This window comes from Streptomyces sp. NPDC111606 (assembly GCF_055656945.1).
Map to the genome: position 1 here is coordinate 1 of NZ_JBVKBY010000022.1, position 12,795 is coordinate 12,795.

At 67.3% G+C, this 12,795-nt stretch carries 11 protein-coding genes and 1 pseudogene; 8 read left to right on the top strand and 4 right to left on the bottom strand.

Features of this window, described 5'->3' with window-relative positions:
* The 5 genes and pseudogenes from ACZ7M7_RS43045 to ACZ7M7_RS43065 form a co-directional block, all read left to right on the top strand.
* A pseudogene (locus tag ACZ7M7_RS43045) lies at positions 1-145 on the top strand (IS481 family transposase); the annotation flags it as partial.
* A gap of 208 nt (positions 146-353) precedes the next feature.
* Positions 354-527: a hypothetical protein gene (locus ACZ7M7_RS43050; RefSeq protein WP_472127120.1), complete on the top strand. Its 174-nt coding sequence runs from the start codon at positions 354-356 to the stop codon at positions 525-527.
* A 450-nt stretch (positions 528-977) separates the two neighbouring features.
* Complete coding sequence (locus ACZ7M7_RS43055) at positions 978-1,214, top strand: hypothetical protein (RefSeq protein ID WP_472127122.1); 237 nt, start codon at positions 978-980, stop codon at positions 1,212-1,214.
* A 93-nt stretch (positions 1,215-1,307) separates the two neighbouring features.
* A complete protein-coding gene (locus ACZ7M7_RS43060) occupies positions 1,308-3,842 on the top strand; it encodes a DnaB-like helicase C-terminal domain-containing protein (RefSeq protein ID WP_472127123.1) in 2,535 nt (844 codons plus the stop codon).
* The gene (locus ACZ7M7_RS43065; RefSeq protein WP_472127125.1) at positions 3,842-4,414 is read left to right on the top strand and encodes a hypothetical protein; all 573 of its coding nucleotides are present in this window, start codon (positions 3,842-3,844) and stop codon (positions 4,412-4,414) included. The genes ACZ7M7_RS43060 and ACZ7M7_RS43065 overlap by 1 nt, the downstream gene beginning before the upstream one ends.
* On the opposite strand, the gene ACZ7M7_RS43070 is transcribed toward ACZ7M7_RS43065, so the two are convergent.
* Entirely contained in the window at positions 4,397-5,416 is a 1,020-nt protein-coding gene (locus ACZ7M7_RS43070) for a hypothetical protein (protein ID WP_472127127.1), read from the bottom strand. The two genes, ACZ7M7_RS43065 and ACZ7M7_RS43070, sit on opposite strands and share 18 nt — an antisense overlap.
* 443 nt (positions 5,417-5,859) lie before the next feature.
* Positions 5,860-6,420 (bottom strand): ISL3 family transposase, encoded by a 561-nt coding sequence (locus tag ACZ7M7_RS43075; RefSeq protein WP_472127128.1) that lies wholly within the window; start codon positions 6,418-6,420, stop codon positions 5,860-5,862.
* 217 nt (positions 6,421-6,637) lie between these two features.
* Here ACZ7M7_RS43075 and ACZ7M7_RS43080 point away from each other — a divergent pair, with 217 nt between their 5' ends.
* The gene (locus tag ACZ7M7_RS43080) at positions 6,638-7,249 is read left to right on the top strand and encodes a DUF6313 family protein (RefSeq protein ID WP_472127129.1); all 612 of its coding nucleotides are present in this window, start codon (positions 6,638-6,640) and stop codon (positions 7,247-7,249) included.
* 316 nt (positions 7,250-7,565) lie between these two features.
* Complete coding sequence (locus ACZ7M7_RS43085) at positions 7,566-8,030, top strand: DUF6082 family protein (RefSeq protein ID WP_472127131.1); 465 nt, start codon at positions 7,566-7,568, stop codon at positions 8,028-8,030.
* Positions 8,031-8,183: 153 nt separating this feature from the next.
* Here ACZ7M7_RS43085 and ACZ7M7_RS43090 read toward each other — a convergent pair whose 3' ends face one another.
* Positions 8,184-8,381, bottom strand: coding sequence for a hypothetical protein (locus ACZ7M7_RS43090; RefSeq protein ID WP_472127133.1), 198 nt, complete (start codon positions 8,379-8,381; stop codon positions 8,184-8,186).
* 375 nt (positions 8,382-8,756) lie between these two features.
* Here ACZ7M7_RS43090 and ACZ7M7_RS43095 point away from each other — a divergent pair, with 375 nt between their 5' ends.
* Positions 8,757-9,386, top strand: coding sequence for a hypothetical protein (locus ACZ7M7_RS43095; protein WP_472127135.1), 630 nt, complete (start codon positions 8,757-8,759; stop codon positions 9,384-9,386).
* Positions 9,387-9,414: 28 nt separating this feature from the next.
* Here ACZ7M7_RS43095 and ACZ7M7_RS43100 read toward each other — a convergent pair whose 3' ends face one another.
* Positions 9,415-12,702 carry a CHAT domain-containing protein gene (locus ACZ7M7_RS43100; protein WP_472127137.1) on the bottom strand — a complete coding sequence of 1,096 codons (3,288 nt, stop codon included), beginning with the start codon at positions 12,700-12,702 and terminating at the stop codon, positions 9,415-9,417.
* Positions 12,703-12,795 lie beyond the last annotated feature (93 nt).

Consider the following 12,795-nt stretch of genomic DNA (forward strand, 5'->3'; position numbering starts at 1 on the left):
CCTGCGGCCCTACACCAGCAACACCGAACGCGCCGACGCCCTGGCAGACTTCCTGCGCACCTACAACCACCACCGCTGCCACACCGCACTCGGCGGCCACCCACCGATCAGCCGCGTCAACAACGCTCCGGGGCAATACAGCTAGCGCCTGGGGCGGGAGCACGGGACAACGGAAAGGGCCGGATGATGCATGAGGAAAGGACGTCGGCGGAGCAAGCTCTGGGGCGTTCGTACACCACCGTTGACGGAGTCGGGTTCAACATCACCCGATTGACCGTCGAGCACCAACCGGATCGCACCGCGACGTTGACATTTGGACTCACTGTGCAACGACCGGACCGCCCGGACGCTGGGTGGTCACCCTTCCATGGGACGACAAGTCCTTCGTGGACGTCCTCACCTCGCCCGCCCCCCACGCGGACCGGTTGCAGCAGCTGGTTCACATCGTCCACGCCCTGCTGGAAGAGTGGTGGGACACTAAAGGCCGCAATAGGCGGTCGGCGAAGATGGGCCGGCGGATCTCCTGAGGCGGCGTCACCTCCGATGCCGGTGACGCTGGACCGAACCCCGGTCCGCGGCAAGGTCGTTCGTCCTCGGCTTCGCCTGGGGGCGCCTCCACCTTGACGCGGTTCTGCGTCATTTGCCGCTTGATGTCCCAGGCCGTTTGATGCGCAACAGCTGTTGTGGGCCGATGCGGGACGCCAACGAGCGGGCGCCGAAGGCAGCCGGAATAGGTGTCTGAGGCGGGTGTGAGGTTGGACCGGAGAGCGTTGACACTCGCTGGTCGGCCAGAGCCGCTTCCCGTCTGACGGGCACTCCGGGAGGAAGGTTCGGCCGCTGCTCCCGCCTGGCGGGAGCGAACACTGATCGGGATTTCTTCTAGGTCAGGGCCGTGTGGCGTATCTGCACGACGATGGATATCGCGCTGATCACCGCCGGGCAGGTGTACCGCTACTACTTGCGCCAGGTGGTCGTTGGTGACGGCCGGCGCCCGGACGCGCGTGCCGCTCGCCAAGGCGCAGGAGGAGGCCGGTGTCCCGGCTGGTCGATGGATGGGCCGCGGGCTCGGTGCCCTCGGCTTGGCCGCCGGGGACGTCGTCACCGAGGCGCGCCTGCGGAACCTGTTGGGGGAGAGGAGGCGGCACCCGCACGCGGATCTGATCGAGGCCGACGAGCCCTCTGACCGGTCAACTCGTACCGAAGACGTCTACTAGTGAGTGGATGAGAAGGTTAAAATGTATGAGTCAGGCCAAAGAATAAGTGGACTTTGATACAATGAGGGGCAGTTGAGCACACATGGAGGATGAGTGAGCCAGGGCCAGGAGCGGCCGCCCGAGACCGCGAAAAGCGCGACCGAAGCCCGCAAAGATCTCTTCGCCTTGGTGAAGGCTACCGAGGAGGACGGGGTCACGACCCTGATCCACAAGCGAGACGATCGTGCCCTGCTGGCGCCGCTGGACCGGTTCCCGGCAGCCCGGCAGCCCGGCGCCTTCCCCTCTCATGTGCTCAGTGCGGCGCAGAAGGACTTCGGCGAGCTGATCTCGCGGGCCGCGCACGGCGAACCTCAGGTGCTGCGCCGGAGTCGTACACCGGTCGCGGTGCTGCTGCCCGTCGACACCAACTCTGCAACCCACTCGTCCGATCCAGCCGCAGCTGCCAGCGCGGAACCCGCAGGAGGCGCGGTGAACAGCCAAGGCACTCAGAGTCGCAGCAGCGCGCCGCGCAGGCTCGCCACGCTGGGCGACACGATCGGTTCTGTGCTCGCCTCCGGCCCGGCCGGCGGCCCCACCTTCGGGCTGCCTGGACTCGACGCTGCGACGGGCGGGCTGCAGCCGGGGCTGCTTACGCTCGTGGCTGCGCCCCCAGCCGGCGGCGGAAGCCTGCTGGGCTTGGCTGCCGCCAGGAAGACCGCACTCGTCGACGGCCGTAAGGTGCTGTACGCGGCGTCGGGGCCGAACCGGGCCGACATCTTCCGCAGGATCCTCGCCGCCGAGACTGGCGGTGACTACCCGCGCCTGAAGCAGGGCCGCCTGACCGAGTACGAGCAGCGGTTCGCTGAGCGGCTCCGTCAGCAGGCTGCCGTGCTTCTCATCGACGATGGCAGCGACCTGACGGCCGAAGCCATCGCGGAGACCGCCCCGCACGTCGAGGACTTGGCGCTCGTGGTGGTCGACCGGCTCCAGGCCGCCCACAACTCCCGCCTGCCGTTGTCCGGGGACCGGCTCCCGGACGCCTCCCAGGTTTTCGCGACCCTCGCGCGCACGCTGCACATCCCGGTCCTGGCCGTCGTGGACAGCGCCGACCCCACGCTCCTCGGTCTCCTGGACACTGACGTCATGCTGACGCTCGCCCCGACCGGCGACCCTGCCAAGGTTCAGGTCATTGTCGCGGAGCGGGACTTCGGCGCGATCGGCTCGGCGTATCTGGAGCCCGATCTGCTGCACGCCCGCTTCCTCGACGCCGGAGCCACACCCCTGGCCGGTAGGGCCGGTGACGGGTCCGCGCCGAGCATCGGCACCGCCGTCGAGTGGGAGTTGGCCGAAGCCGCGCTTCCCTACACCTCCGGCGCCCAGCAGGGCCTGCCGGCCGCCGTCACGCACGTACTGGCCGCGCTGCGCACCGCGATGGCAGGCGGTGACCAGAAGGCACTCGCCGAGCTCAGGCCGTCCCTGGCCGAAGTGGCCGCCGCCCCGCCGCCGGTGCCGGAGACCGCCGAGGGACGCGTCCTCGCCACCGCGCTCAACGCCTACAACACCAGCGTGTCCGGCAGTACCCCCGGGCAGCACGCCGCCGCCCCGCCCGCTGCGGACAGAGCGCATGTCCAGGACGACGAGGGTGATGACGAACGAGAGCAGGAGCTGCAGCCGGGGGATGAGGAGGACGAGCCGGACAGCGCGCCCTTCCCCGCGCTGAAGCTCCTCAAGGACGCGGTCGGCCGCTCGAAGATGCACCCGATCAAGGTCATCCGTATCGAGGACCGGGAGAGCGGTCCATGGCCGCTGATCAGTGAGCACATGGACGGCGAACCGCGCTGGGTCCACCCCGACGTCACCAGCTCCCGGGTGCCCTACGTTCGGGACAACGGCAAGCGTGTGCGCCGGGACAAGCTCGATGTCCCCGCCTCCTTCGGGGCGGGCGTGCTGTGCCTGATCGACCGCAACGGCAGCTACCCGTCCGCGTGTTCGGCCGTCCCCCTGGCCCCGAACAAGCTCCTGCACACCGGGCCCCTGGCCGCGTTCGACAAGGCCAGCGCCGGGATCTACCTCATCGACATCCCTCAATGGCCGCGCACCGACATGCCGCACCCGCTGGGCCGGATCATCGACCGGCCCGACGAGCACGGCCGTGTGTGGGTCACCACCCCGCACATCAAGCAGCTGGAGAGGCTCGTCCGCGACGGCCACCTCGCCGCGATGCCGGCCATCTACGACTCCTGGACCGGCAAGGCCAACGAGTCCCTGTTCAAGCCGTTCTACGCCGCCGCCCGCCAGGCACGTATCGAACTCGTCCAGGCCGGCGGCGAACCATACAAGGCCTACAAGACCCGGCTGTCGATCGCGCTGCGCCTGCTGTGGCCCAAGCGCCAGGAACAGAAGTCCCCGTTCTGGCGGCCCGACTGGCGCATGAGCATGGTCGCCGAGGCCTCCGTCCGCCACTGGACCACGGCCTTCAAAGCGGTCCAGGAAGGCCACACTCTCATCGCCCTGCGCAACGTCGACGCGGCCGTCTTCTGGACCCCCGACGACACCCCGCCCGACACGTACCGGATCGGCACCGGCTTCGGCGAGGTCAAAGCCAAGTTCATCCAGCACGGCGAGTTCATCCCCGAAGGTGACGACTGATGGCCGGACCCACCGGCCACGGAGGATCCCTCGGGGCCGCCCTCAACGACCTCCTGCGCACCCAGGTCACCCCCCGCCACCGGCTGTCGTCGTACAACGCCAAGCACTGGCACGCCCAGCTCAGCCAGCTCACCGGAACCCACCGCGGCTACCAGGCCCTGGAAGAGGCCGGCCTCGACGTGACCGTCAAAACGCTGCTCAACTGGTTGTCCGACCCCGAGTACAACGTCCGCCGCAGCTACCGAGACCTGATCCACACCGCCTACGAGAACGTCGCCCTGGTCCCCGCCGAGCCGATCCCCGACCGGTTCAAGGACGGCGACTTCGAGATCAGCGGCTGGGTCACCACCGGTCGCGACCGGCGCCAGCGCGGAGCACGCGCCGCCGCCCCCCTGAGGATCGACGGCCGATCGGGCGACTGGAGCGAGATCGAGGCACTCTGGATGGCCGGCGAGCTCACCGACGACGACTTCGAGGACCACTTCATCGACGACGTCATCGTGCAGGACATCGGCGAAGGCACCGACGGATGGACCTTCGACGGCGGCAACTACTCAGTCGAACTCAGGTGACACGCCTTCCTGAACAGCTGGCGCGCTCCCCACGGTGTTGCGTACCAGGGCAGAGGGGTGCCGCTGCAGTATGGCCGTCAGTCGCGGACGCACGCCGGTGCCAGCACATGTTTCCGGCAGCGCGCGGGCGACTGCGAGCGGGGTGCGGCAGCCGGCATCGCTCGCCGCGATCAGGACGGCTTCCTCGCACGCAGTGCTGGACGTCCAGGCCAGTGAACGTGTAAGGGCGGCGGCGGCCTCGGCTCTGACGTTGGAATGCGGGTCGGAAGCCAGGGCGAGGAGCATTCCCTGCGTGAGCAGCTGGGCGCTGGACTGTGAACCGAATCGTGCCAGCAGGCGTGCGGCGGACAGCCGCTGGACGGGGCTGCCTCGCAGCAACTGGCCGGCCCGAGCCATGAGGGAGGCAGTGTCAGTCACGCCGAGTGCCAGCCCGAGTCCAAACGCTGCCTCCCTCAATAGCTCCGTGGAAGCCACTGCGCTGACGCCACGGAGCTGGTCCGGCTGGACCGCCACCGACTGCCGGAGTTGGTCGGCCACCGCATCTGGCAGGTCATCAACCCGGCTGGACAGAAGCCGGAGTGCACCCGCCTTGTGGTCGATCGCCACCTTCGGATGGGTGATGAGGTCCAGCACCGTGGGCCAGTCGGCATGTTCGGGAGCCGTCAGGCCGCACCAGACCAGTAGCCATCCGTAGTCCGCACTGCCTATGCCCCATGAATTACTCTTCGCCCTTGCCAGCTGCGAGCGGCATTGATCGGCGGCGAACTCGGCGAGACATCCGCTGACCGCGTCCGTCGCGTGCTCGTAACTCTGAGCATCGAATGCTTCGATGTCGCCTTCCTGTACTCGGCGGACGAGAGCTTCCTGAGCCTCGGCGTCTCCGGACTGTGCCAGCAGCCCCAGCATGGCAGCGGACAGCCCTCGATGGCCTTGATCGAGAGCAGCCTGCCGCCACTGCGGGACGGCGTCACGCAGTGTGGAGGGCCGCAGGGCCAGCACCAAGCGGGTGACGTCTTCCTCCCTGCGACTTGCACGGCCGAGGGCAGTGAGTACGTGGGCGGCTGTTGTTGCGGCCTTCTTGGAAGTGAGCAGTGCTTCGCTACTGAACTGTGCGTTGCTCAGTTCGGGGAGTGGAAGCATCGGAGTTGACTGGTAGTCAGTGCTGGCCCTTTCGATAGATGAGCACTGTGGCCTGCGGGTTTGTGAGTGCCCTAACCGGTCTGCTCACCATGAGCGTTGACTGCTCAGTGTGGGAGAGCCGCCGGTAGTGGCGGTCAAGGCAGCGGGTTGCGCAGTGGGCGGCGATCCGTTGCCTGGTGCCGACCCGCAAAGCCGCAAGTACAGGCGTACGGCTTTGAGTTTCTCAGTGTGCCGTTCGGTCTCGGAGCCGAGGTCCGCGGCCGGCTGCTCGCCTTCACTGGTGCTGTCCTCCTCGGCGACGAGGGCTAGCGGCTCCGCTTCCGGGTGGCCGGGGGGTCATCCGTTCCGGCAAGCGGTTCTGCCAGGCGGGAGCGGTGGGCGTTGACCGTCTTCTCAACCGCCTGGCCGAGGTTGGCCCACAAGTGATATCGGTCCGCGACCTGCTGGGCCTGTGGCGCCCCGACCCGCGCGCCCTCCCCGTAACCGCTGGAGCGGTCCCGGCAGATGACCTTCACCTCGGGATGGCCTTGGAGCCAGGCGGCCAGGTCCTTGCCCTCGCGACCGTCGTAGAGATGCCGCGGCCGATGGCTGGCCATGTCGATCAGCACCGTGCCGTAGTGGCGGCCTTTGCGGAAGGCAAAGTCGTCGACACCAAGCACCTCAACCTCGCCGATCTCCGGCTCGGGCAGAGCCCGGACCATCCGCAGCAGGGTGTCCCTGCCCACGGTGATGCCGACCGCGGCCGCCAAGCGGGCCCCGGCCCGGCCGGCCAGCGCCAACCCGATCTGCATCAACAGCCCGCGGAGCAAAGGGGTATAGCGGCCGTACGGAGTCGTCAGCCTCGCGATCTGCTCGGCGAACGTCACTGCCGTGCAGGCGGGATTCTCGCAGCGGAAGCGACGTATGCATAACTCGATCACGACACCGCGACGGCCACAGCGGCATCACGCAGCGTGCGTACATACCCGCCGTGCACCCGCGATGAGCTGTGACCGCAGTGGCAGGCCCCGCTCGTCGACCGCACTCGTGCCCGCAGTACTACCTTGTCCGGCCGTCGCTCGACCTCCTCGATCAGCAGCGCGGATGCGGGCGCTGTCGCTCCTCAACCGTGCCCCTCACTGGCTTGTCACCCGGGCTTCGTGGTGGCTGACGGGATTCGTGGCGCTGTATGTGGTGGGCGGGGCAGTCCTGGGGTGGCGAGCGGCATACGAGGTGTTGGTGGGGCTTACTGCCGGCCAGACCCGCTCCGCGGTCTACGCATATGTGCTGTGCCTGGCCGGCTGGCTGGTTGTTCCCGCTTTCATCGGTGGCGCTGCCGGGTACCTCCTCAACCGGCAGATCGATGCACGCCGCCGGCTCACCGAGGCGCAACTATTGGACGACATGAGCAATCCGGCTCCGCCTGCTCCCGCCTCCTCGGGCGGGCTGCGTATCCGGTCCCTGGTTGACCTGCATGCCGAGGGCGGTGATGCCCGCCGGTTAGTGGAGGAGTACGTGAACGGCCCTCACGGCGGCGACCACGAGCGTGCCAAGGGACATTGGACGGCCTTGGTGAAGCACATAGCAGACAGACTCGACCGGCTTGAAGGCCTCGTGCCGGGGGAGGCTGCGGTGGCCGCGGAACGGCTTGCACGGACCGCCGCTTTCGGCGCGGCACGCCTTGGGCGGTGTTTCGCGTGCGACAGGGGGCTGTAGGCGCCGTGGCACTGCCGCTACGGTGAACGTATGGCGCCCAGGGAGTCGGCCGAGCGGGTCATTGAGCAGATTGCTGGGGACGTCTTTCCCCGACGCCGCCTACAGCACGATCCAGGAAGCCGCGGCTCGCCGTCTGCGATGTAGGGCTGCGCCGGACGCCCACCTTGGCCGATGCTCGTGAATTCGAACGCCGCTTCCGCCACCGGCTCCTGCCCGAGGCATCACCGCCCGGTACCGGACCACTGCGACGACTGCGACGACCGCGCCCGGGCCGGGGGAGGAGGAATCTTCTGCGGGCGTCACGCCGCGCCGCCCCTTGTGGTGGCCGCCCGCTCGGCGGCGAGATGAGCAGCGGCACCAGGCAGAGGGCCGAGAGGCGCTGCGGCACAGCGCTCTGCTCGCGGAAGGGCAGCGCGACATCGAGCTGCTGGTCAGGGCCCTGGAAGATCCCGAGCTCGCGGACACCATCTACACGGGTGAGGATGACGTCCCCCCGGGCAAGAAGCGCCAGTTCCTGTTCGTTCGAGCGATGTACAACAGCATCGTGCTCGCTTGGATGACCGGCGCGATGGTGTGGGAGGAACTGCATGGCCGTATGCGCGTGCTTATGCACCAGCCGGTCGCCGGGGAGTACTGGGCGGCAACCCAGCCCGAACGCGCGAGCATGCCGTCTGACACTGACGAAGCACGTGTGGCCAGCCTGGTCGATCTGATCGTCAGCGACCTTGAGGACACGGACACCGAGGAATGGTGGGACGTGGGTGAGCCGCCGCCGGACTGACCGCACGTGGCCGTAAGCCCGCCACCCCCACCTCGCGGCTGAGCCTCCGCAGACGCCGCGCCAACAGCAGACCTCAGGCGCGGGGGTCAGGTTCACCAAGCCCCAGCTCAACGCAGGCGGTCGCATCGCCAAGCAGAACACAAAGGTCAGAGGTCAAGTGAGGAGGGCTGCGAGGGCGCCACTCGCGGCGGCGGCGAGGGTGACGACCGCGGCGAAAGCTGTGGCCGCGCGGGTGAGGGCTGCGGGGTAGGTGGCGCCGTCCAGGCGGGCGACCTTGCCCGCACCAGCGGCAGCCAGCAGCGCGGCGACGAACACGAGCGCGGTGGTGAGAAGAACGATGGTGATGGTCACGTCGAACTCCCGTTACACGATGAGGTGTTGACGTAACCGAGGCTCGAGAAAATAGTGTTGCGCCGGGGTTCATCGTCGGCCCTTGACCTCCGCCTGGTGGCGCAGGGCCGGGGGGATCTCTGCAGGGAGCGTCACCGGCTTCGCCCGCAGATCGACCTTCCAGCGTGACGGTGCGCACCAGCAGTCGTCGGCGGCGTTGCGGAGGAGTTCAGGGCCTTCTGCCGAACGTAGTGACGCAAGCGGGCGAAATAGGTCATGCTGGTGCAGGGCTACCGGGTGCCCTGTTGGACTTAACGGGCCGTTCAGCAGGGGTAGTTGCGCGGTGGTCCGTTCGTCTTGCGAATGTCGGGGGATCCAGTGTCGGATTTTGTGTGGGTGGACGTTGAACTGGTGCCGCGACCGGTGCTGCACGGCGCTCAGGACGGTCAGTCTGAGCGCGGAGTGGTGTACTTCGGGCATCCGTTCACTACGGCCTTCGATCCGGCCTCGGCGTCGGAGACCACTCGGGCCTATGCAGTGGAACGCGAGGACGTAGCGGACTTCCGGCGGCTTGTACTGCCGCTTAACGTTGCGCCCCGGCCTGGCGAGCCGCTTATTTCTGTGGCGGTGCAGGCGGTTGCCCAGCCGGCTGATGGCCGGACGCTGTTCTGGGACCCGGTGCCATGTCGGCTGACCGACTCGGGCACGCGTGATTCCAGAGTGTCGGTCACGGCAGGCTTCGGGCTGGTGCAGTCCCAGGCCGAGACTGCGGTGCAGCGCCAGACACAGGCGTCTTTCTTGCGTGCCCGGGGTGCTGGCACGGGGATCGTGCAGTGGGAGTTCACCAGGCGTTCGGGTCAGGAACTGGACGGGATTTACGAGCTGATTGCCACTGTCGAGATGGCGCGCGGAGCAAGCGGCGCCGTCCTGCTCTCAGCGGCGGCCGGCATCAGCAAGAAGCGCTTGGGAGTCATCGGCTACACGGCCCAGCTGCCAGAGGAGTTGGCGGCTGTCCGGCTGCCCTGAGCCGCGGTCGGCGTCACCAGGCTCATGATCAGCGCCACTGCCCGATGAATACGAATGCCCCCCAGTCCCGGTACTCGGGGAAGACCTGTCGGGCTTTCTGCTGGGCGTGGCGGAACGCTTCGCGTTTGGGGCGGCCTGCTCCGAGCCGGCTGTACAGCTCCTCGAAGAACAGTGTTGTGACCGGTGCTGTCACCGGCCAGAGCGTCCCGATCACGGTTGTCACGCCGGCCAACAGGAATGCAGCGGCCAGGCCCCGATGGTTGTCGTTGGCGTCATAGCGCCCCAGGGCGGACTCGCAGGCGCTCAGCGTGACCAGTCTGACGCCGCGTAGGTCGAGTGTGAGGATCTGGTGGGCGAAGAGCCGGCCCTCGCCGTCCTCGTCCGGTTCGAGGTAAAGGCACTGGTGCCAGGATGCCTCGACGTCTTGGGAGCTGTGGGCAGCGATGTGTAGGTACTGAGTCTTTGAGGCCGCTGCCATGACGACCTTCGGGGTGGCGTCCTGCTGAAGCAATACGGTGTCGAACGCGCGCTCGGCAGTCAGATGGTCCCGTAGTTTCCGGACGTGCTCGGCGACGTCCGGCTGGTGTGCCAGGCCGTACTGGATGCCGCCTGACGGCGACCCGGCGATCAACAGCTGGCCAGGGCTGGCGACTGCGGACCTGGGGTGGGGGCTGAGCTGGGAGCTGCTAGAAACTGTAGTGACGGTCCAGTCGTCGGCGAGTGGGCGTCCGTTGGTGTGCAGCAGGTGGAAGGGAGCGAAATGCAACGAGCCGTGCGGCCAGAAGCACAGGTGCCGCTTGCCCTGGGTCCACCAACACCGCAGCATCTCCGCGGGCGGGCCGCCCAGTACGGCGTAGAGACGTGCAAGTGTCTCCTCACCGTGCAAGGAAACCGGATACCCGAGCGGGTCGGCGTTGACACCCTCCCGGGCCTCTCCCACCGGGACCGCGGCCCAGTGGATCGAGAAGGCGTTCCCCCGCTCGGGGTCCACCATCGTGACGTGGCTGGCGGGCAGATCTGCCAGCGGGACGACACGGACAGTCTGCTCGTTGTCCGTGATCTGGCAGCAGACCAGCAACGTCGCGTAGCCGTCCGGGCCGAGATGGCGCGTGCGGTCTTCGGCAAGGAACAGGGAGATGACGACGGTGTCCTCACCTGTCATGGCGCCGAAGAGGTTGTTCACCTCCGTCATTCCCGGTCTGACGCGGGCGCCCTTGACCTGGTACGTATCGGATAACAGTGACTGGGTGATCAGGTGGTCGGCAGCCCTGCGGTTGGTCCCGACGGACGGTTTGGCCTGCTGTTCGGGCCCGATCTCGGCCTCGCTGACGAAGCAGAACCCCGAGGTGCCGCCCGGCATGTCGAACAGGCCGTCTAGAGCACCGGACCGTTCCGGTACGTAGGGCCCGCATGCCCTCTCCTGCTCCGCGATCTCCTCGTGCAGTATTCCGGCGTACGGAGGCAGCTGGTGAGGGCCGGCGTTCTGGGCGAGCAGGCGGAAGTCCAAGCCTTTGAAGAGCAGGTGGTGGTGGGTAACGAGCGCTGGCAACGACCGTGGCTCATCCGCGGCGTGCCGGTCCTGCCAGCCCCAGGTGAGCAGGGCGTGCATGAGGTGATGTCCGAAGCCTCGTACGAAACCTGCGCGCTCGTCCAGCGCGCCGCCGAGTCCGGTCATCACCGGTTCGGCGATTGCAAGGAGTGCGCTGGCACGGATGCCGAGTTCACCATCGGTACCTGACTCGAGCAGCGCCTTGAGGCTGTGGTCGGCGAGTGAAGTGCAGATCGCCGGCCATTGGTGGTGTGAGGCGAACTCCGTTGCCGTTTCCACCGAAACCAGATACTGCATGATCGCCTCGTCGTATCTTCCCTCGGCGGCGCATTGCTTGGCATGCCGCTTTCGACAGGTCAGCAGTACCCAGTCGATCATCGCCGCGTAGTTGTTGGCGAAGCCTTGGTCATACTGCTTGATCCGGTGAAGCAGCCGGATCACCCGGCTGAGGTCGTCGGCGCGGACGTGCAGCGCTGCGTGGGTGAGAGTCGCGGCGCGTGAGCGGGACGACACAGCCTGCCGGTCGCATTCGGCCTCAACAGCCGGGATCAGTTCGGTGTACGGGAGCGGCCTGGACGGGCAGGGCAGGACGTTCTCGACAGGCTGGTGGGCGAGGTGCATCCAGAACCTGGGGGAGAGCGACAGCTCATCAGACTCTGAGTACACCGTGTGAATCTCATCCCATAGCTCTGGGAGATCGGCAGGGTGAACAACGGCGCACAGGTTGGCCAGAATTCTTAGGTTCGCGTCAGCGGAGTAGATCGTGCGCAGCTGGCGGGCGGGCCCGCCAATGGCGGTGCGCAGACGCAGGCTGGGGGCGAGACGATGGTGCCGCGCCACTGGGGCCAGTGCCTCCAGATGGTGTCCCAGATCCTGCGGTTCCACTGTGACGTGGCCGATGTCCTGGACCGCTGACCTGGCGACTTGCCAGTGCCTTGGCGCGTTGTCCGGTTCGGCCGCGGCGAGCAGGGCAGCTACACGAGCCCTCTTGACCTGGCACTGAGTCCGTAACGGAGCCGGCCCGATACGCAGGGCTTCGTTCAGGAAATCCATTGCCAGTAACAGCATGGACGTGGCGTCCGGCATCCCGGCGATACGGTTTCCCGGCTGAGGCATTATCCCGTCCGGGGGCCAGGAGAGGCGCTGTCCGTTGATCGCGTCACGGTAGACGATGCCGCAAAGTCTGTACGGCGACACCCATTGCGCAAACGAGTCCGCCATGTCCTCGGGGTCGAGGGAGACACAGTAGGGGCTTGCCAGGAGCCACCCCGCTGCCTGCAAGGTGTCAGCCAACTCCTTCCGTTCCCTCTCGGCTTCGGCCTGTTCCTTCCGGGCCTCGGCCCGGCGACTGGGAAAGAACCGGACGCGTCGCTGGCTCAGCTGGGCGAGAGCCTGACGCGAGATGGCGATCTGTGTAGATGCCATCTCGAGCGCGAGTAGCATCCGGTCAGCCCGCGGCGAATGCTCCAAGCTCAGCCGCGTGATCTCCGCAAAAAGGTCGGCGGCTGTCCACCACGGCGACGTCCGCGTCCGTCCCCCGCGTGCCTCGGCTAGCGCCAGCACTAGTTGCGAGAAATGGTATGCGTGTTCAGGATTGCTCCGTACCAGGCTGTAGCAGGCTAGTGCGGCCTTGGAGAGCGTCTGGTCATCGAGGTTGTCCACCGCAGTGTCGCGAGCCACCTGCAACGCGGTATCCACAGCGACGCTCCGGTCGGCCACCCGCAAAGCCAACAAGTACAGCTCGCTGAGCGGTGCATCAAGATCCATCGCGTATCCCCCGGGCCCACCAATCCCCAGCACCAGTGTGGCCCACGCCTGACACAGGTGGTGCTGGTCTCCAAAATTCAAAGGGCACAGAGA

Excerpts from the sequence above, each read along its gene's own strand:
- ACZ7M7_RS43065 (WP_472127125.1), top strand. The coding sequence starts at position 3,842 with ATGGCCGGACCCACCGGCCACGGAGGATCCCTCGGGGCCGCCCTCAAC.
- ACZ7M7_RS43080 (WP_472127129.1), top strand. The coding sequence starts at position 6,638 with ATGCGGGCGCTGTCGCTCCTCAACCGTGCCCCTCACTGGCTTGTCACC.
- ACZ7M7_RS43100 (WP_472127137.1), bottom strand. The coding sequence starts at position 12,702 with ATGGATCTTGATGCACCGCTCAGCGAGCTGTACTTGTTGGCTTTGCGG.